Below are 21,088 nucleotides of genomic sequence, written 5' to 3' on the forward strand. Positions count from 1 at the left end.
TGGCTTTTTAGTTTATTGTTTTATCACAAAAGATGTTATTCCTACAGTTTCCAGCACCATCCAGACTACAAAAAATGCATAAAGCGATAATAAAACAATAGCTTCCCATCGAAGGAGCGCCAGATTTGTTCGGAGAAAGATAAATAAGATTACGGTGATAATTACGAGAAAGAGCATTAAAGGGGCAGCAATGGTAAAGTTTATAGTTGCTGTACCAGCAATTAATACACCTATGGGTACGGCTACCAATAAATCAAAAATGTTGCTCCCCAATACATTGCCAAGGCTTACAGAACCTTGAAATTTTCTAGCTATTTTAATACTAACCACTGCATCAGGAATACTCGTAGCTCCGGCAATGATGGTTACTCCCCAGATAAAGTCCGGAGTATTGAAATACTCCCCAAGAAAAATAGCTCCACTTACCAAACCCTCTACACTACCAATAATTAGCACCAGGCTCAGGAGTAGCTTCCCCCACTCTTTGCCAACATTAATTGTAGCTTTATCTACTCCAAGCACTTCCATTTTTTCTATGTTTCTTCTGAAATCCCGGGTTTCCATACTCTGAATAAAGAGATAGAGTCCATAAAATATAATAGGAATTAAAGCGATCCATCGGTTCATTTCACCGGTAATGTTAAATGAACTACTATCCACAGGGTAATAAATAACAGCTAATGCAAAAGCAATCATTAATACTGCTACAGAAATTACATAATATTGAACATCCTTGTAAATCAGCATAATATCTGTTGGCATTCTTTTTACCACCAAACCGGAAATGCCTGGGATTACTAAAATATTAAAAATGGCTGAGCCAACTATAGCAGCTACACCTAAATTAAATTTTCCATGAATAGAGGTGGAGAGAACTGTAGCGGCCAATTCCGGAAAGCTGGAGCCTACTGCAGTTATTATAGTTCCCTGAACTAATGGCGGAAGTCTATAATAAGCAGCTAATTGTTCTGATGAAGCTTCTAAAAGACCCCCTCCTTTCCATACAATCCATGAGCACGCTATGATTATAAAGATGTAGAAGAATAAAGTTCCCATTTATTTTTATTAAAGGTTATAGTTATTAGGCAAAAGATGAATGTAATTATTTTTTGAAAAAATAAATATGAAAAGTGCAATTGGTTTAGTTTTTGCAAGGAAAAATTAAATCAAACATAAGAAAAAATGAGAAATTTAAAACTGTTATTCGTTTTTGCGGGCTTTTGCCTGGTGTTTTCGTGCTCAGATGAGGAAATACTTGATAGAAAGGAAGATAAAATTACTGGTACCTGGTATTTTGATAAAGCCTTTTATAAAACTGATCATGCATTGTTTAGAACTAATGTAATCGAAGACTATGCAGGTGATTTTATAACTTTCTATCCTGATTATACTGCAATTTATGAAGATCGGTCTTTAAATGCAGTTTTTGATGGAGACTGGTCTTTGTTTCTGGATAGGTATGACGATGGAGAGAAAATTTTTACCATGGAGATGATATTTTATGATTATGTAAACAGAAGTGATTTCGTATACTTTGGAGAAATGACAAGAATTTCCAGAAATAATATCACGCTAAAAGTTCGGGATGACAGAGGCGAGTATACCTTCAAATTAGATAAATTGAATTAATAAGATTTTGGATATCAGTTAATTAAGCTATATCTTAATGACGAAATTTCAATTACATAATGCGAATTGTCTTACTTCTTATGTTTGCCTCTTATTGCAATGCTATCTTAGCACAAACAGCAAAGGAGCTTAATCTTGAGGCTACGGAGGCTTATAGGAAAAATGATTATAAGCTAACTATTCTCTTGTCCCAAAAAGCTTTGCGGAGCATCAACGCAGAAACAAAACGTAACAGGAAGGATTATCTTAATGCACTTCGCAACTTAGGGTACTCGGAAATGTCTTTAGGCAATTATGAGAAATCCCTGCAATATTTTCAGCAATTTTATTCTACCTCCCATCAGGAAAAGAAGAATTCAATAGAGTATCTAGAGTCTTTTCCTTCTATGACTAAAATCTATAATGCACTAAATAAAGTGGATTCAGCAGAGTTTTATTATGAAGCAGGCATTACTGAGATAAATAAAGTGATTAATAGAAATAACCGCTTCTACAGAAGTAATATTTTAAAGCATTATGAGATTCTGGTAGAATTGAAAGCTGCACATGCTACATCATCGGCTCAAAAGGGCCTAACAAATAAAGCTATCAGCACCATTGAGCCCTTAATTCCAGAAATAGAGCAATTGTTTCCCGATGAGTATGAGAGTCTTTATTTCTATATAACCTTACTTAATAACTTAGGCAGTTATTACATGGAGATTGATGATTTTGATAAGGCGGAATTTTATTTCGAGAAGCATAGCAATGTTGTAGATGATGAAGATTATCCAATCGACTATCTTCTGTCTTTATCCAACCGTGGTATTATTTATAGTAAAGTGGGTAATCAGGACTCAGCAATATCTTTATTTCAACAAGCAAGAAAATATGGGGAAGAACACAATCTTCACACCAGAAATGAATTCAAAAGTGTACTTGCAAACCTGGGTAATGAATATTTGAACATTGAAGAATACGATCAAGCTTCTTTTTATCTGCAGAAGTCACTGCAACTGCAGAAAGAGCAGAGCTCTTACAATGCCTATCTATATAAAGCCACATTATTCAATTTAGCTACTGCCTATAATTGGCAGGGAAAATATGATCAGGCAAGTGTGGTATTTAAGATGCTGCTTTCGAAGATAAATACAGATATACAATACAATTTTACTTTTCTCAATGAAAATGAGAAAAGTGCTTTCTTTAAAACACAGCAATTTTATTTTGAGAATTTTACAAATTATTGCTTTGAAGCGAGCGGATTTATACCTTCTATTCAATATTCTTCTGAACACTATTCCGATTTATCCCTTAGTAAAGATTTGTATAATAACAGGTTATATACAAAGGGGCTCATTTTAAATGCCACAGCAAAAATGCGCTATCGGCTACTGAACAATAGCAAAGATGAGGAGAGGCAACTTTATCAGGAATGGGTAAACAAAAAGCACGCTTTAAGAAGCCTGACAGGTGCAAGCAATGTGTCTTTGGAAGCTGTAGAGGCTGCGGAAAAGGATTTGGCTTTTGTAGAAAACAAATTAGTTGAAATTTCCGAGTCATTTAAACACGGTTTTCTTGTTAAAGAAGTTACCTGGAAGGATATACAAAGACAACTGAAAAAAGGTGAGGCTGCAGTCGAAATAATAAGAATGCTTAATGGTTTAGGGTATCTCATATTAATATTAACACCTGAAACAGTAGAAATGCCAGCAATGACCTATATTCTCAGTAAGGGCGGTAAGTTTATGGAGAAAGAGATGTTCAGTTATTATAAAAATTCCATAAAATATCAGATTGAAGATAAACTCTCTTATTCTAACTATTGGGCTCCTATCATTGGTGAAATAGGAAAGCTAATGGGAAGCTCCCAACTGGAAAAACTATATGTCTCTGCTGATGGCATTTACCATCAAATAAACATCAATACACTTCAGAATCCGGAAACAGGTAAATTTGTTATTGATGAGTTAGAGGTTCATATGTTGGAATCTACCAAACAACTTACACAGAACTTCTTATTTTCGAACAGAGAAAAAACGGCTGTTTTGATTGGTAATCCTGCTTTTACTGTAAATTCAGAAAGTGCGAATGAAGTGTATTTGCCTTTATTAGGAACCGAGGAGGAATTAGAAAAAGTTTCCAGTCTTTTAGAAGCTGAAAGGTACACTGTGGATGTTAATAAAGGGAGGGAGGCAACAGAGCAGAAAATACGAGAAATTAAATCACCAAAAATAATACATTTGGCCACACATGGTTTCTTTATTGATGAGCAGTCATCTGGTGAAGATGACAACTTGCTGATAGCGCTATTACTTAATTCTGGCTTGGCATTGTCAGGAGTTAACCAGCGTGATGAGAGAATTCGTGAAAACGGTATATTAAGGGCTTACGAAGCGACCGAGTTAAATTTAGATTCCACAGAATTGGTAGTGCTGTCAGCTTGTGAAACGGGGTTAGGAAACTATTATCCGGGTCAGGGGGTTTATGGTCTCCAAAAAGCTTTCTTTGCTGCGGGTACCAAAAACATTATAATGAGCTTATGGAAGGTAGATGATAGTGCTACACAAAAACTAATGAGTTATTTTTATGATTTTTGGCTTCAGGGCAACAGCATGTCGTCAGCTTTTCGCCAAGCGCAAGTTCAGCTGCGGAAGGCTTATCCTGAGCCCTACTTTTGGGGTGCATTTGTATTAAATAGTAATTAAGTTTTACAGAACCTTTGCTCTTATAAATAGAGCTTTTAAGTTGTTAATTGCTATCACTATCTCACTACTTAGTGAGCACTACCAGATAAAAAAGGTTATACTATTCCCTGTGCCTTCATTGCATCGGCTACTTTTAGAAATCCAAAAATGTTAGCGGCTTCCAAATAGTCATGGCTATTCAGTTCATATTCCTCAATAGTCTTTCTACAGTCATCATGGATTCGCTTCATAATATTTTTGAGTTTTTCGTCTACTTCATCTTTGGTCCAGTATACGCCCATTCTATTTTGAGTCATTTCTAATCCTGAAACTGCAACCCCTCCGGCATTGCAAGCTTTGCCTGGTGCGTATAGGATTTTGGCTTCCTGTAAAACATCAATGGCATCAGCCATAGTGGGCATATTAGCTCCTTCAGCCAATAGTTTAATACCGTTCTTCTTCAGGTTTTTGGCATCTTTTACCTTTACTTCATTCTGAGTAGCGCACGGAAAGGCACAGTCTGCCTTTGTTTCCCAAATAGGTTTGAAGTCTTTTGAAGAGTCTGTTTCTGTATATTTTGCCTTAGAGTATTTCTCTGTATATTCTTTAATACGGCCACGAGAAACATTCTTAATGTACATAATGTGTTCCAGCTTTTCCTCATCTATTCCTTCTTCATCATATATAAAGCCGGAAGAATCTGACATGGTAACGGGCTTTGCGCCTAGCTGAATTAATTTTTCTACTGCATATTGCGCAACATTTCCTGCACCCGAAACTATGCATGTTTTTCCTTCCAATGATTCACCATTGCTTGCCATCATATTCTCAGCAAAATAAACCAGCCCGTAGCCTGTGGCTTCAGGCCTTATAGGACTACCTCCCCATTTTGGTCCTTTTCCTGTTAATACCCCTGTAAATTCATTTTGTAATTTTTTATACGCGCCAAACAAATAACCAATCTCTCTGCTGCCTACGCCTATATCTCCCGCGGGCACGTCTGTAAAATGTCCAATGTGCCTGTATAATTCGGACATAAACGCCTGGCAAAAGCGCATTATTTCCTGGTCAGATTTTTCTTTAGGGTTGAAATCTGATCCTCCTTTACCTCCACCAAGTGGTAAGCCGGTTAGTGCATTTTTAAAAACCTGCTCAAAGGCGAGAAACTTCAAAATACTTTGATTCACAGAGGGGTGAAACCGCAGGCCTCCTTTATACGGTCCCAGGGCACTGTTCATTTGTACCCTATATCCTCTGTTTACTTGCACATTTCCTTCATCGTCTACCCAGTTTACACGAAAAGAAATTAATCTTTCAGGCTCAGCAAGCCTTTCTAAGATCTTTAATTGATGATATTCCGGATGTTTTTTCAATACTTTACCTATAGAAGAAATTACCTCTTCAACGGCTTGTAAAAATTCGGTTTCGTTAGGATTTCTTTTTTCTATTCTATCGTATAACTCGTTTTCTGACATAATAAGTTTTGTTTGCTATTAGTAACTCAACCTGAAGAAATTCTGTTTAAAAGATGAGCAGAGTCAGAATTTCCATTAAGTGAATGGATGAATTTGTTACATCTGTGCATATTAGCTCTTACTATTTACTTGATTTATCTCTGAATGTTTAGATCATTACCATCTTATTTAAAAATTTATGCCGCATTCATCAAAGCCTGACCTCAAATGGATCAGAAGAATCTCTCAACTGCTTGATTCAAAATTTAGAATTCCATCAACTTCCATTCGGTTTGGCCTGGATCCTATCTTCAGTATAATTCCTGGCCTGGGCGATTTAGGGACTTATGTGGTTTCTCTCATGATTGTATATACCGTAAGAAAAAATGGAGCCAGTGGAGAGTTAGTTATGAAAATGCTCATCAATGCATCGCTGGATGCATTGATTGGTTCAATTCCGATTCTGGGAACCATTTTCGATGTATGGTATAAATCCAATGAGAAGAACCTTCGATTAGTGCAGGAGTATTATGAAGAGGGTAAACATCAGGGGTCAGGAAAGGGACTGCTTTTTTTGGTTATTTTAATAGTTATCTCAATTATTGCAGCGTTAATTTATATTGCCTGGTGGGCAATTGTGGAGTTGGGAGAGTTAATCTCTTAAAAATTTAAGTCGATCGAATGCCTAATATTCACATTACTACCTTCATTAATGCTCCGCTTGAAAGATGTTTTGATTTATCAAGAAGTATTGATTTGCATAAGATATCTACTCAGCATACTAATGAAGAAGCTATTGATGGTGTAACTTCCGGATTAATTGATTTAGGAGAGCATGTTACCTGGAGAGCCAGGCATTTTTTTGTAACTCAGAAATTAACTACTAAAATTACGGAATACGAAAGCCCATTTTTCTTTGTAGATGAGATGGAGAAAGGAGCATTTGAGAGCTTCCGTCATGAACACTTCTTTAAAAGTAGCAATGGCATAACCGAAATGACAGATCATTTCCTTTATAAATCTCCTTTTGGAATTTTAGGGAGTTTAGCAGATTTTATATTTCTTAAGCGATATATGAAAAACCTTTTACTGGGAAGAAATAAAGTGATTAAGGATTTTGCAGAATCTGACAGGTGGAAAGAACTACTAGAGTAGACAATAGCTCTTTTTTAGAGAGCCATTGTCAGTATATGCTAATCTAAATATTCCGGTAATTCGCCATCCAGCTCTTTCCAGGCTTTCGCAAATTTATCGCGTGCTATCAGCTTAAAGGTTGTACCAACAACCGCCAGGCTTATGGAGAAGAGTATCACTTCCTTCAGGCTTGATTCATTAGAGTAAGGGTTTTCCGGTGGCTGCTGCCTGGTGATTTTTTGCCAACTTTTTTTAACCAGTTCTTTGGTTAAGAAGCTGATACCTACAGCAGATACTGTTTCTAAAACCTGATAATTTCGTTTGGTTAAATATTTTTTATTAATGAGTGTCATATTTAGATCTGTTTAAATGCCCAATGTTTTATACCTGGCTTTTACAATCATAAAAAAGCCATATGCTAATAAGCCGGCAGCTATTACAGCCAACACAATTGTACCGAATTCATTCTGAAGAAAACTGAATGCGTCTTTTGTTCCGCCTGCTTCGCTGGAGTTTGCACTGAATGCCGCTCTAAACATTAAGTAGGAAATTACTGCAATCACTACACCTCTGGCAGTGTAACCAATATATCCTGTTTTTAAAACCATACTCTCCACATTACTGTCCAATTCGGCTGCCTGCACATTCTCCTTAAATTTTCCTGAATAGGCTCTGTAAAATTGGTAAATGGATTTGCCAAGAAATGCGGCTCCAACAATACCAACAAGTACCTGTCCAAAAGGCTTACTTAGCAAGGTTGAAGCCATAGATTCCTGACCACCACCAGAGCCTCCTCCGCTTGTAAATATCATTTTTGCAGCTGTAAATGCTAAAAACCCATAAAATATGGCGGATAATGCGAATCCGAACCTGGTTACAAAACCTTTGAAGTCGTTTCCAATATCCTGAGGATCTGCAATGGCCTGGTAAAATCTATAAAATGTGAAACCGAGAAGCCCTAGTGCAGTAATTCCTAGTATAATTTGTCCGAAAGGTTGGCTACTAAGGGTTTCAAGTACCCCACTAGAGCCAGTCTTTTTTCCTCCTTCACCAAAGGCTGCAGCTACTGTCAGCCCACCTATTAAACAATAAACAAAGCCCTTTGTGGCAATTCCAAAACGTGCGAATTTTTCTTTCTTATTATTCATAGGAATCTTATTTAGTGAGTACATAAAATGCATGAATAACACCTGGAATGAAAAAGATCAAAGTCAATATCAGGTTGATCCAAAAGGCAGAGGTAAGGCCTTTTCCTAAGGCTACAGCTACTGGAGGGATAAAAATTGCCAATACTATTTGTAAAATGCTCATAGTTTTCTTTTAGTTTAAAAAATGATTAAGTGTATTTATTTCACGTGTAGTAATAGCAATAGTTGGTAGTTTGGTGATTAAATTATTTTTCTCAAAAAATATTTATTTAAACCTTTAACATAATTGATTATAAAGAATCTAATCATAGAAATGAGTAATCGAGAGTTTTGTGATACTTTTCTTTCAAAAGTAAAAGAAGGGGGTTTTTGCACTGCGCCAATCCTGTTTTTATGGTTGGGACTATTGCAAGGTTGTATTTGTTGAGATGATCTGGAATAAGACCATATCATATGTAAAATTATAGCCATGTTTTGAAAATAACTATAAATTGGTAATTTTAGTCAACAATATACTCATACAAAAAGAGGCTAACATCATTAGAAGCAGCCTCTTGGTTTTAATTGGTGAGTTTGATTTTTTACAACTTCCCTTTCAGATAATCGGCTGTATGGTTTCCTTTCAGTCTCACCATGTCTTCAGGAAGCCCTTCAAAAGTTATTTGACCACCATTTTCACCACCTTCAGGCCCCAGGTCAATGATCCAGTCTGCAGTTTTTATCACCTCCATGTTATGTTCAATAATAATCACAGAGTTTCCTTGCTCAATGAGCGCATTGATAGATTCCAACAATTTCTTGATGTCATGAAAATGCAGTCCTGTAGTAGGTTCATCGAAAATGAAAAGGTTATGATCATGTTTGGTGCTTCCTCCTTTGCCCAGGTAGCTAGCCAGCTTAACCCGTTGAGCCTCTCCTCCACTAAGCGAATTGGAGGACTGACCTAGCCTGATATAGCCTAAGCCCACATCAAAAAGAGGCTTTAATTTATTAACAACTGCTGTTTGCTTCTCAAAAAACTCCAGACTTTCTTCCACTGTTAAGTCTAAAACCTCAGCAATATGTTTACCCTGGTAAGTTATATCTAGAATTTCGTTTTTGAAACGCTTTCCTCCACAGCTTTCGCAGGTCAATTCAATATCTGCCATGAATTGCATCTCAATTTTCTGGATACCTTCACCCTGGCACATTTCACAACGGCCACCATCCACATTGAAGGAAAAATGTGCAGGTTTATAACCCCTTTGCTTAGATAAACCCTGATCTGCAAAAAGCTGCCTGATAGCATCATACGCTTTCACATAAGTAACCGGGTTAGAGCGAGATGATTTCCCAATAGGATTTTGATCAACAAACTCTATAGACTTTACTTTTTTGTAATCTCCCTCCAGCTTATCCAGCTTACCAGTACTTTCAGTAGAGCCTTGGCCTATTATTTTAGCCAAAGCCGGGTAGAGCACTTTTTTAATTAAGGTAGATTTACCGGAACCACTTACCCCTGTTACAACCGTTAAAACTTCCAAGGGAATTTTAACTTCACTAATTTTCAGGTTGTTTTCCTTAGCACCTTTTATTACAATGCTATTTTTCCACTTTCTTCTCTGTGCAGGTACTTTTACCTCGTTTGTGCCATTCAGGAATTTAGCAGTATGTGTATTATCTGCTTTTTTAAGAGCCTCTAGTTTACCCTGGAAAACCATTTCACCTCCATGTACGCCCGCATCAGGTCCTACATCAATAATCTGGTCGGCTTCCAGCATTACCTCCTCTTCATGCTCTACCACAATCACGGTGTTTCCCAAATCTCTTAGGGTTTTGAGCACCCCTACCAGCTTTCTGGTATCGCGGGGATGCAAACCAATAGAAGGCTCATCTAAAATATACATAGAGCCCACTAAAGCACTTCCTAGTGAAGTAGCTAGCTTTATCCGCTGAAATTCTCCCCCTGATAAGGTGGAAGTAAGTCTGTTAAGCGTAAGATAGCCTAAACCTACTTCCATGAGGTATTGAAGCCGGTTTTCTATTTCTTTAAGTATTCTTCCGGCCACTTTCTGATCGTACTCATCCAGTTTTAACTGATCAAAAAAGGCTATGAGCTGATCTATTGGCTTTAAGACTAACTCAATAATGGAGGCTTTATTAATTTTTACATACCCTGCATCTTTCCGTAACCGGGTGCCTTTACAATCGGGACAAATTGTACGGCCTCTGTATCGAGAAAGCATTACACGGTACTGAATTTTGTGTAATTTAGATTCCAGATGTTTGAAAAAGGCATTTAAGCCATCAAAATACTTGTTTCCAGTCCATAGAAGCTGCTGCTCTGCTTCAGTTAATTCTTCGTAAGGTCTGTGAATAGGAAAGTCGAATTTAATGCCATTTTTCAAAAGTGGCTCCAGCCATAACCTCATGGTTTCCCCTTTCCAGGGGGCAATTGCTCCTTCGTATACAGAAAGTGTTTTATCAGGAATTACTAAATCTTCATCAATTCCTAATACCTTACCAAAGCCTTCACAGGTTCTGCAAGCTCCGTAGGGATTATTAAAACTAAAGAGGTTTACACTCGGCTCTTCAAATACTATTCCGTCTTTTTCAAATTTATCATTAAAGCTGATCCTCTTCTCGTCCACAAAATCAACAATACATTCTCCATGCCCTTCAAAAAAGGCAGTTTGTATAGAATCTGAAATTCTAAACTGGTTGTCTTCATCGTCCTTTTGAACAGATGCCCTGTCTATTAAAATACAGATTTGCTTTTTCTCCAGCTCTTTTACCTGATCAAGAATATCTTCTATATAAAGTACTTCTTCCTCTGCAACAATTCTTGTGTATCCTTTGCTCAAGAGAAGCTCAAGTTCCTTTTTTAGTGTTCTGCCCTTTTGTTTATGTAGAGGAGCCAGTATCATAAAGCGAGCGCCTTCCTCCCTTTTGTGAATTTCATCGGAGATGCTACTTACAGTATCCCTGCTTACAGGCTCTCCACTTACAGGAGAAATTGTTTTGCCAATTCTGGCAAAAAGCAGCTTCATGTAATCATAAATTTCAGTAGTGGTACCTACTGTTGAACGAGGGTTCCTGGTATTTACTTTTTGCTCAATAGCTATTGCTGGCGAAACCCCTTTTATATAATCAACTTCCGGTTTCTCCATTCTGCCGAGAAACTGTCGTGCATAGGAGCTTAGGCTTTCAACATACATGCGCTGCCCTTCGGCAAAAAGTGTGTCAAAAGCCAGGGAAGATTTTCCAGAGCCCGAGAGGCCAGTAACTACTACCAATTGATTTCTGGGGATAGCTACACTCAGGTTTTTCAGATTATTAACCCGTGCTCCTTTAATGATTATATATTCTCTTGGATCAAGCTTTTCGAAATCTGCTTGAAGTGTCTCATTATTTGCTAATTCCATAAGATTACAAAGATAGAATACCAACCTCGGAAATGAGAATTTGTTGCCGAAAGAAAATTTTTAATTTTTTTTTCAAAACATGATCCGATTAAGAAAAAATTGGTGTGTAGCAGGATATAAGGAAAAACTATACCTAAATAATTATTATGAAAAATTTAAAAACGATGAAAAGATTTATTTGGCTACTGATAATTGCGGTAGCTTTCTATGGCTGTGGAGAAGATGATGAGGTAATAGTGGGAGAACCTCCTGTTGCTAATGCAGGTGTGGATATTGATGCTTTTGTAGGGGGCACGGTAACTTTAGATGGTTCAGGCTCAGCAGATCCGGAAGGAGGCGCACTTACTTACAACTGGGAGTTGACCCAGGTTCCATCAGGTAGTAATGCTACAGTATCTTCCTCTACGTCTGTAAATGCAACTTTTACTCCTGATTTGGCAGGAAATTACACTGCTAAACTTACAGTAGAAGATGAAGATGGAAATAGAGATGATGATGAAGTATTAATATCAGTGGAGGAAGACGGTGCTCCGGGTGCAGAAACCATTGTGGTAGATGAAGATATTAATTCCGATACTGTTTGGGAAGATATATTTAATGACCCTGACCGAGCGGATTATAGAATTGAAGCGAATATTGATGTAAACGCTTTACTTTCTATAAAACCAGGAGTAGTAGTAGAAGTAAAGCAGGGCTTAGAGTTTATTGTAGCCTCTTCAGGTGGGATAATTGCCAATGGCACGGCATCAAAACCTATTAAGTTTACTTCTGAAAATACTGAAGCTAATTTTAAATGGACCGGAATAGGTATTTACTCATCGGACCAAAGAAATGAGTTTAACCATGTTATAGTTGAGCATGGTGGCTCAGAAGCTTTGGAATATGTATACAATGGAATAAGTGCTTATATAGCAGCAAATTTAACTGTTGGTGAAAATGCTAAAGTAAATATAAGTAATAGTACTTTTAGTGAGTCAGAAGAAGCTGGCATTTTAGTTCTGGAAGGTGGGGAGTTAGTTTCTTTTAGTTCTAATTCAATATCTGAAAATGAAACTTATGGAATGCTTGTTGATCCTTTAATGGTAGAAGAAATCGATAATACCACTTCTTTCAACAACAATGGTACTAATGGTGTCGCTTTTTTTAATGGTACTTTAGCATCAGGAACCGACCATAGCTGGAATGCTATGCAGGCAGGAAGTAGTATTTACGGAGTAGGAAATTTAGCAGTGAGTGATTTATTGATTCTTGAACCTGGGGTTTCCTTACTAATGTCTTTAGATAAAACTATTAAAATTGGTACAGAAGGGGGCTTTATTTCCGAGGGAACTGAAGATAATCGAATAACCATTTCTTCTGCCAGTGCAGGCTCAGGTTTACATTGGGGTGGACTTTTCTTTTCCTCTTCAGATGCCCGTAATTTAATAGAATACACTGACATTTCATATGGAGGAGCAGTAGATGCTGACTACATATACAATGGAATCAGCAGTTATGTTAAAACGAATATTTATGTAGATGATAATGCTTCAGTGTCTATTAATAATTCTACCCTAAGTGATAGTGATGAATTTGGGTTGGTAGTAAATGAATCCGGAGAAATAAATTCATTCGAAAATAATATGCTAGAGAACAATGCTTCTGATGCCGTTCTGACAAACCCAAATAGCATTTTCATCTTTTCGGGAACAAATACTTTCAGCGAAAACGGGAGTAATTCTATAAGGATATTTAGCGGTGACTTAGAGATCGCAGGTACAATTCCGGCATTAGATGCTTCCGGCTTTTACCTGATTAATGGAGAAATAGATATAGAAAGTAATGTAAATATAGAAGAAGGAGCCAATTTTGAAATTAAAGAGAACGTATTTATTGATGTGGAAGCTACAGGAAGTTTGAAAGCTGTAGGTACTGCCTCAAATAAAATCACCTTTACAACGTCAGATTTAGATGGCGGAAGATATTGGGGCGGTATTCGTTTTTATTCCAGCTCTTCATTAAATGAGTTAAATCATGTTACAGTTTCCTATGCTGGTGGTGATGATGCCATGTACTTTTATGGCAGTGTAAACAGCTATGTATACTCGAACATCACATTGAGTACTTCGGCCAAGCTAAAGTTAACTAATTCTACAATTATAAATAGTGAAGGCTACGGTTTGGCTATTAGAAATACTGCTACTGTCAACGGAATAGGTAAAGATGATGTAGGCAATATAGCAGATATAATTTCAGCTAATGCAGATTTTAGTTCTAATGCCACAACTAATATAGTGTTTGAATAAATTATCATTGAAGGGGAATCCCCCTTTTTTTAATAAAAATCAATATGAAAAAACATTTATATTTAACTATAGCAGCTATACTACTAGCTTTTAATATACAGGCTCAGGAAAATGGGCAGCTAGTCTATCAAAAAGGTGATAATATCTTGAATGCGGGTTTTGGAATTGGGTATTACAATTACGGATATTTCGGATCGCGCTCTTCTTCATTCCCTGCTTTAACAGCAAATTATGAAATAGGTTTTCACAAGTATTTTGGTGTTGGGCCTTATGTTGGCTACAAAAGCTGGAATTATAAATATGCGGATGGCAGCTATGGCTTTTCGCTTTTAAGTGTTGGGGGGCGTGGATCATTTCATTATTCCTCTTTACTCAATGAAGCATTGGACATGGATATTGATGATAAGAAGTTGGATCTGTATGTGGTTTTAATTGCGGGTTTGGAGTTTCAGAATTATACTGGAGATTACGGAGCATACTTCGATAACGATACAAATGTAGTATTTCGATTAGGACCTTCCTTAGGTGCTCGATACTATTTTAATAACAATATTGGTGTGTTTGCAGAAGGAGGTAGAGGTGCCTTTAGTTGGTTAACTATAGGAGTAAGCTTCAAAATGTGATGAAAGTGAACGAGACCTAAACAAAATAAGAACTTGTTTAGGTGTTGTTTTTTCATTTTTAACCGGAAAGGCCGCTTTTTTGGAGCGGCTTTTTTTACTATGAGCGAATCATAATTTTCCTGCAATTAGGAATGGTGCAAATTTCATTATTGTTAAAAGCTGGGAAATAGGACCTACTAAAATGGAAGGGATGCTTTTTACAGAAATATTCTAATTTAAAATGGTAACCAGCAGAATGAAAGGGATCTCATGACGCGGTCTCTTTTATAACTGGCTATATTAAATCACTAATTTTGAAGCATTTCATTGTAAATTTTATTAGCTTTTTGATACCACGGATGATCTTCGCCCAGAACACTCTTTTGTAATGATAAAGCTTTAACAAATGCTGCTCTGGCTTTAGCCAATTTATTGTTTTTGTATAAGGCTTCAGCGTAAATCCCTAGGCTCCACAAGTAAAAAGGATGCTTCTTTCCTCCTAACAATAAAGCATTAGTATTGGCTTTTTCGGCTAAATGCTCGGCTTCATCGTACATTTCCATTTTAAAAAAAACCAGTGCAAGATTACCTGCGCTTGAAACGTACGCGAGAGTCTTCTCTCCTAATAATTCAACAGTTAGTTTTACAGCCTCACTTAAGTAAAGGTGAGCCAGTTCCAAACTATCAATATCTTTATAAATGAGTCCTAAGCCATTAGCAGATTTAATATATTCTAAATGATGGGTTCCATAAATCTCCTTAGTAATTTCAATAGTCTCCTTCTTAATAGCCAGTGCTTTTTCCGGCTCATTATTTTGCCTATAGCATGAGGCGAGGTTTTCACTTACAGTAAGGTAAAAAACCTGATCAGTAGAATTTTTTAAAAGGGATAAGGCGGTGGTTAAATAATGAATAGATGAGTCCGTTAAACCTTTATAATTGGCAATACTTCCCTTTACATTATAAGCTTCAGCCAATTGAGAAGCATTAAAATGATTTTTAAATAGTGGCAACGATATATTAAAAACACTATCTGCTCCAGCAATGTTTCCAGCCTCCATATTAGCCAATGCATACTGTAAATGCAACAATCCCAGAGCTGAAGAAGGCTCTCTTCTTAATGAAGAGGCAAGTGCAATACCCGTTTCTGCAGTATGTATGCTTTCCTTTAACAAGGAATTATACATCTGAGATTTGGATAGCTCATAGTAAGCCAGTAGAAAATTTTCCATTTCAGTAAAATATCCCTTCTGAAAAAGAGAAATGGCCTGAGAGAGCAAGGTATCAGCTGCATTGTAGTTCCCAATTTTACTATATGTGGTGCCTAATACTAGAAGTAGCTCTGCTTTTAAAGGATCGTCTGAATAAAACTGTATTTTATTCACACTTTCCGCAAGCACTTTTTCCACAGATATTTTATCAGTGCCACTTAGTTCAGGGTTGGCGGATTCAAAAATAGAAATCAAAAATTCAGAGATTCTTTCGCTTTTTTCAGCAGATAGTTCAGCAATTGTGGTTTGTTTTCTGGCTAATTTTGCCTGATAATTCGACACCAGAATTCCAATTAACAATGAAAAGAACAAAAGAACTAATAAACCAGAGGTAAGTTTGTTTCTTTTGATATACTTGCTTGTTCTGTAAGGCCAACTGTTGGAATAGTCTTTTACCGGAAAACCTTTCAAATAATTATCGACTTCTGAAATTAACTGATTAACAGATTGGTACCTGGCTTCTGGCTTATCCTTTAAGCAGCGTTCTATTATACTAATCAATTCAGGATCTATTTTTTTCCAATCGATTTCTGGTTTCCTACTTTCTATTGCCTCTTCATCTTTTTTAAAAGGCATTTTATTTGTTAAAATGATATGAAGTAAAATACCCAATTGATAAATATCACTAGTAACAGATATGTTTTTTTGTTGAAGCTGTTCAGGTGAGGCATACCCTGGAGTAGCAATAAATGAGCTACCTTGGCTGAGGTGACCTACCTTTTGTGCTATGCCAAAATCCAGCAATTTAATATCCCCCTCTTTTTTGATAAGAATATTATTGGGTTTGATATCCAGATGGAGTATTAGTTGGCTATGAGCGAATTGAATTGTTTCACATACTTTTAGAAATACCAACAATTTTTCCTTCGAGGTCTGGGGGTTTTGCTCAAAATATTTATCAATCGAGAGTCCCTCGACATAATCCATAATAATGTAGGCTATTCCTTGCTCGGTTAAGCCCGCATCTAAAATATGAACTATGTTGGGGTGGTTTAAAGAAGCCAGAAACTGCTGCTCTTGCCTAAAGTTTTGTAAATACTGATGTTTAAGTTCAGGGTTTGAAAAGCATTTGATGGCTACTTTCTGCTCATATTGGCCATCATTTCTATGGGCAAGATATACCTGGCCCATTCCTCCTTTATCTAATAATGATTGTATTTTATATTTTCCAAGAATATCTCCTTCACTAAATATCTCAAGGTTAGAGCGAGTACTTAAGGCATTAGCAATTCCCCCTTGTAAATTATTGAAGAATTTTTCTTCATCACCTGCATTTGCCAACATAGATAGCAAGGTCTCCTTCAAAGCTTGATTTCCACCTGCTTGTTTTGAGATATAATCTTTTCTTTCTGATGCCGGTATTTTGAGGCATTCAAAGAATATTTCTTCAAGTTGACTCCAGTTATAATCCATTTACTTGGGTTGGCGAAAGTTTATTATGTTTTTAGTTACTAAAGCATTTTCTCACTTGGATTTTAATTCTAGAAAATAAATCACATAGTGTGCGGTGATATTAGTTTTCAGTTGGTAAAAGAGTTTGTTTTTAGATAATTTAAATAACCTTCGGCTTCTTTTATAAAAATGTCATTATCCCCCTCTTTATCCTTCAATCTTGTAATAGCATTATTAATTAACTCTTCCCCTTCCTGGATTTGTCCTTGCTGCAAAAAGGCCCCTCCTCTTCTGTAGTCAATAATTTCTTGATATACATTATTTGGCGTATTTAAAAGTGGAGTCAAAAGGTATTGGCTTTCCTCTAAATGGTTTAAAGCTTCTTTAGGTTTTTGACCTTTGATTTCAACCAACGACTTTGATAATAAAAATAAGCCTTTTATGTATGGAGGATACCCTTTTAAAGAATCAAGAATTTGAAGACCCATAGATGTGTTTTTGTCTACAAGATCATATTTATTTAGTGCTGAGTAATATTTAGTTAAGTTCAAACAAAGAAAAGCATTATCAAAACTATATATTCCATACCTTTCTTTTCTAAGTTTAAGTAAGTGCTCAGTAAGTTCAGCTGCTTTATTATATTTTTTTTGATAGGATAAAAGTGTAGCATAATTTGCAAGTTTCATAACTACAGTAACTCCAGAAGAATCTAAAACACTAAGATCGATTTTAATGGCATTTAATAAGTCTGCTTCAGCATCGCTATATCTTTTCATATCTGCATAAATAGCTGCACGGTCAGAAAGATCTGAACTAATCCTTAAATCACTCAAACCATATTTTTGAACCTTGTATTCCAATGCTTTAGTAGCATAGAATAAAGCGGTGTCTACTTCACCTAATCCTCTTTTTACTTGAGAGTAATAATGGTAAGCTGTTGAAATAATGACCAGGTCTTCTTCCTGAATTTGATTGGGCAGAGAAATAGCCTCATTTAAATAGAATTCTGCTGAATCAAAGTTTCTCTGGAGTATAAAATTTAATCCAATATCTGATAGGGCTTGAATAGCATATTGTTTATTATATTCCATTAACTCACCCATATTCATGTACACATTATTGTAAAGTGAATCAGCTATTTCAAAATTATATGACATGGAATGAGCTAATGCTTTTTTATGAGTAGACATTAAAATCCAGAGTGAATTATCTTCCTCAATGGCCAAATTAATCATGTTTGAGGCCACTTCAGCAGCTTGATCTGCTTCCGGAAGGTTTATATATGTTTCAAATAATAGATTTAATAATTCCCATTTATTTTCTACAGTAATGCTTTTCTCATTAAATAGTAATGTTTTTTTTATTTCAAGAAAATCAAAAACGGACAAGTCTTTATAATTCTCTCCTTCTGCAAGAGGGCTTGTGCTTATAAATAAATCTTTTATAAATTCTGCTGTTTTCTCAGCTTTTTCTTTTTCAGCATTTGCTATCTGCGCTTGTCTAAGAGAAACAATTGTTCCGCCAATTAAACTAAGAAATACTAAGCTAAGTAATAATGTAGCTACACTATTCCTTTGCACGTATTTTCGCGCTATGTAAAAACGACTTTTAGAGAAGGTACTGACTGGGTAATTTTGAAGGTAATTATATATGTCTATCAGTAATTGATCAACTGATTGGTATCTGTTTTCAGGTTTACTTTGAAGACACTTTTTGATTATTGACAATAATTCTTCTGATGGAATAAATTTAGAATCATTGCCATTCAAAAATAAATTTGTCTGTTCCTGACCTTCTAAAATTTGTCCCCTGCTTAATAAATAATATAGAAGAAGACCGAGTTGATAAATATCTGTTTGAACAGAAAGGATTCTTCCTTGAAGCTGCTCAGGAGCAGCGAAATTAAAAGTTAACTTACTAAACGTATTGTCAGACATGTTTTGCTTCAGGCTTTGAGAAATCCCAAAATCTAAAAGTTTGATTCGCTGACTTTTATCCACCACAAGGTTACCGGGTTTAATATCTAAATGAAGAATTAGATTATTATGTGCCTCTCTAACGGAGCTGCAAACTTCTGAAAATATATTTAGACATTCTTTTTGTGTGAGATTTCTTTCTTTTAAATAAACCTGTAGTGTTTTTCCCTCTACAAGTTCCATGATAATGTATGGGTGACCATTTTCCAAAGTACCCCCATCAAAAATATGCGCTATAGAAGGATGACTTAGTGAGGCTAAAAATTGCTTTTCATTTTCTGACTTGTCATCAAAAGTGCCTAATCCTTTCTTCTTGAAAATTTTAACAGCTACTTTTTTGTCAAATTGCCCATCTACCCTCTCAGCAACAAAAACCTGGCTACTTCCACCGGCACCTATCTTTTCAATAATTCTATAATTTTTTACAATATCTCCCGGTTTAGCTAAGTCTGGCATATTAGCACCAAATCCTTCAGCAATATCTTTCATTAAATCCTTAAAGTAACCTTCTGACTCTTTTGTCTGAGAGAGCATTTCCTTTATTCTACTGCGTAATTCAGGTTTCCCCTCTGTGTTTTCCGAAAGAAAGATTTCCCGCTCCGGATCAGAAAGAGAAAGACATGCATCGTAAAGTTTTGATAATTCTTCCCAGCTGTAATTTTCCATAAAAGGCTAAGCTAATTTTTGTTGCTGAATTTGACTATATAACCACACTTTAACCACATTCCAGTGTCTTTTAACTGTAGAGGTAGAAAGGCTTAATGCTTCAGCTGTTTCTTCAATGCTCATGTTAGCAAAGAATCGACATTCCACCAGCTTCATTTGCTCTTCACTTTTTTGCCCTAGCAGAATTAATGCATCTTCTAAATGTAAAATTTCATTAGAGCATTTTTCAGATAATGAAATTTGTTCTTCTAAATCATCAAAAGAGACCTTACTAAAATTACCCCCACGCTTTTCAGTTTTCTTACTTCTGGCTGCATTTAATAATAATTGCCTCATAGCCTTTGCCGCCACACAGGAAAAATGAGCTTTATCTTTCCAGTCTGCTTCCGATTGAATTAATTTTAAATAAGCTTCATGTACTATAGCAGTAGTATTGAAGGTGTCCAGCCCAACAAAGGGGTATCGTATTCTATGTGCAATCTGTCTTAGCTCGTTATATACGAGAGGGAATATTTTATTGTAGGCGTTTAAATCTCCTTCATTCGCTTTAATTAATAAATCCGATATTTCTCCTTGATCATTCATAATTGTTTCAGGCAGATTTATTTTGTTGCATTTGTGTGTATATCCAGGATTTTGTTACCTGCCAACCTCTTTTTACGGTTGCTGTAGAAATATCTAAAACGGCAGCTGTTTCTTCTATGCTCATGTTAGCGAAAAATCTGCATTCTACTATTTTCACCTGACGCATATCTTTTCTTTCCAGAGCAAGTAAAATATCATTCAGTTGAATTAATTGCTCTGAACATTCATCTGAGAGGTTTATTTTCTCCTCCCATTCATCAAAGCAGATGTGTTCAGCTTCCTTTCCTCGCTTAATAGTTTTTTTTCTGCGGGCAGCATTTAATAAGATTTGTCGCATGGCTTTGCCTGCCACACCATAAAAGTGAGCTCTGCTGGTCCAATCCGTTTCGGAATTAATAATCTTTAGATAAGCCTCATGAACAATAGCAGTAGTGTTAAGAGTTTCTATTCCAAAAAACTGAAATCGAATGCGATGGGCAATATGCCTCAGTTCTGTATAGATTACAGGAAAGATTTTATTATAGGCGCATAAGTCGCCATTATTCGCTTTAATCAGTAATTGGGTAATTTCTCCTTGTTCTTTCATAGTTGGGTGGTAAATATAGTATTATTAAGCCGCTAAGTCAAAAAAATAATAAATAAAAACAGAAAAATCATAAAAATAACGCGTTATTATAAAAACCCGAATTTGTAAAAGTAATTATTGTTTAAAGTACGTGAATCACTTAATTTTTGGCATTAAAATTGTTGTAACTACTCAGGTACCAAATTAGCAGTAATAGCCAAGCAATCAAATATGTTTTTGTTTCTTTTGATAATGGTATCTATTACAGACCTGATAATTGCGAAAGAACGTGCACCGGATTCAGATCTAAA

Annotated in this window: 16 protein-coding genes; 6 read left to right on the top strand and 10 right to left on the bottom strand. The window is 36.1% G+C overall.

All coding sequences use genetic code 11. The features are described from left to right. Nucleotides 1-12: 12 nt before the first annotated feature. Nucleotides 13-1,056, bottom strand: coding sequence for a sodium:calcium antiporter (locus IEV85_RS13970; protein WP_188464400.1), 1,044 nt, complete (start codon nt 1,054-1,056; stop codon nt 13-15). Nucleotides 1,057-1,182: 126 nt separating this feature from the next. Here IEV85_RS13970 and IEV85_RS13975 point away from each other — a divergent pair, with 126 nt between their 5' ends. Both IEV85_RS13975 and IEV85_RS13980 read left to right on the top strand, forming a co-directional pair. After that, a complete protein-coding gene (locus IEV85_RS13975) occupies nt 1,183-1,629 on the top strand; it encodes a hypothetical protein (protein ID WP_188464403.1) in 447 nt (148 codons plus the stop codon). A 59-nt stretch (nt 1,630-1,688) separates the two neighbouring features. Further along, on the top strand, nt 1,689-4,316 hold the full coding sequence (locus tag IEV85_RS13980; RefSeq protein ID WP_188464405.1) for a CHAT domain-containing protein: 2,628 nt from the start codon (nt 1,689-1,691) through the stop codon (nt 4,314-4,316). Between the two features lie 95 nt (nt 4,317-4,411). On the opposite strand, the gene gdhA is transcribed toward IEV85_RS13980, so the two are convergent. Then, complete coding sequence (gdhA, locus tag IEV85_RS13985; RefSeq protein WP_188464407.1) at nt 4,412-5,770, bottom strand: NADP-specific glutamate dehydrogenase; 1,359 nt, start codon at nt 5,768-5,770, stop codon at nt 4,412-4,414. Nucleotides 5,771-5,948: 178 nt separating this feature from the next. Between gdhA and IEV85_RS13990 the strand changes: the two genes are divergently transcribed. Together IEV85_RS13990 and IEV85_RS13995 are read left to right on the top strand one after the other, a co-directional pair. Further along, nucleotides 5,949-6,413 (top strand): DUF4112 domain-containing protein, encoded by a 465-nt coding sequence (locus IEV85_RS13990; protein ID WP_188464409.1) that lies wholly within the window; start codon nt 5,949-5,951, stop codon nt 6,411-6,413. Between the two features lie 17 nt (nt 6,414-6,430). Then, on the top strand, nt 6,431-6,904 hold the full coding sequence (locus tag IEV85_RS13995; RefSeq protein WP_188464411.1) for an SRPBCC family protein: 474 nt from the start codon (nt 6,431-6,433) through the stop codon (nt 6,902-6,904). Between the two features lie 38 nt (nt 6,905-6,942). On the opposite strand, the gene IEV85_RS14000 is transcribed toward IEV85_RS13995, so the two are convergent. The 4 genes from IEV85_RS14000 to uvrA form a co-directional block, all read right to left on the bottom strand. Next, nucleotides 6,943-7,236: a DUF4235 domain-containing protein gene (locus tag IEV85_RS14000; protein ID WP_188464413.1), complete on the bottom strand. Its 294-nt coding sequence runs from the start codon at nt 7,234-7,236 to the stop codon at nt 6,943-6,945. Between the two features lie 12 nt (nt 7,237-7,248). Further along, nucleotides 7,249-8,031 carry a DUF1206 domain-containing protein gene (locus tag IEV85_RS14005; RefSeq protein WP_188464415.1) on the bottom strand — a complete coding sequence of 261 codons (783 nt, stop codon included), beginning with the start codon at nt 8,029-8,031 and terminating at the stop codon, nt 7,249-7,251. Between the two features lie 7 nt (nt 8,032-8,038). Continuing rightward, on the bottom strand, nt 8,039-8,194 hold the full coding sequence (locus tag IEV85_RS14010; protein WP_188464418.1) for a YqaE/Pmp3 family membrane protein: 156 nt from the start codon (nt 8,192-8,194) through the stop codon (nt 8,039-8,041). A 418-nt stretch (nt 8,195-8,612) separates the two neighbouring features. Next, entirely contained in the window at nt 8,613-11,435 is a 2,823-nt protein-coding gene (gene uvrA / locus IEV85_RS14015; RefSeq protein WP_188464421.1) for an excinuclease ABC subunit UvrA, read from the bottom strand. A gap of 164 nt (nt 11,436-11,599) precedes the next feature. Between uvrA and IEV85_RS14020 the strand changes: the two genes are divergently transcribed. Beyond that, nucleotides 11,600-13,720, top strand: coding sequence for a PKD domain-containing protein (locus IEV85_RS14020; RefSeq protein WP_188464423.1), 2,121 nt, complete (start codon nt 11,600-11,602; stop codon nt 13,718-13,720). 44 nt (nt 13,721-13,764) lie between these two features. Beyond that, nucleotides 13,765-14,343, top strand: coding sequence for a hypothetical protein (locus IEV85_RS14025; protein ID WP_188464425.1), 579 nt, complete (start codon nt 13,765-13,767; stop codon nt 14,341-14,343). Nucleotides 14,344-14,630: 287 nt separating this feature from the next. On the opposite strand, the gene IEV85_RS14030 is transcribed toward IEV85_RS14025, so the two are convergent. The 4 genes from IEV85_RS14030 to IEV85_RS14045 form a co-directional block, all read right to left on the bottom strand. After that, nucleotides 14,631-17,006 carry a serine/threonine-protein kinase gene (locus IEV85_RS14030; RefSeq protein WP_188464428.1) on the bottom strand — a complete coding sequence of 792 codons (2,376 nt, stop codon included), beginning with the start codon at nt 17,004-17,006 and terminating at the stop codon, nt 14,631-14,633. A gap of 107 nt (nt 17,007-17,113) precedes the next feature. After that, nucleotides 17,114-19,627, bottom strand: a complete 2,514-nt coding sequence (locus tag IEV85_RS14035; RefSeq protein WP_188464430.1) for a serine/threonine-protein kinase — start codon at nt 19,625-19,627, stop codon at nt 17,114-17,116. Nucleotides 19,628-19,633: 6 nt separating this feature from the next. Further along, a complete protein-coding gene (locus IEV85_RS14040; protein WP_188464432.1) occupies nt 19,634-20,212 on the bottom strand; it encodes an ECF-type sigma factor in 579 nt (192 codons plus the stop codon). A gap of 7 nt (nt 20,213-20,219) precedes the next feature. Beyond that, entirely contained in the window at nt 20,220-20,798 is a 579-nt protein-coding gene (locus tag IEV85_RS14045) for an ECF-type sigma factor (protein ID WP_188464434.1), read from the bottom strand. Between the last annotated feature and the right edge of the window lie 290 nt (nt 20,799-21,088).

This window comes from Marivirga lumbricoides, assembly GCF_014636295.1.
GTDB lineage: Bacteria > Bacteroidota > Bacteroidia > Cytophagales > Cyclobacteriaceae > Marivirga > Marivirga lumbricoides.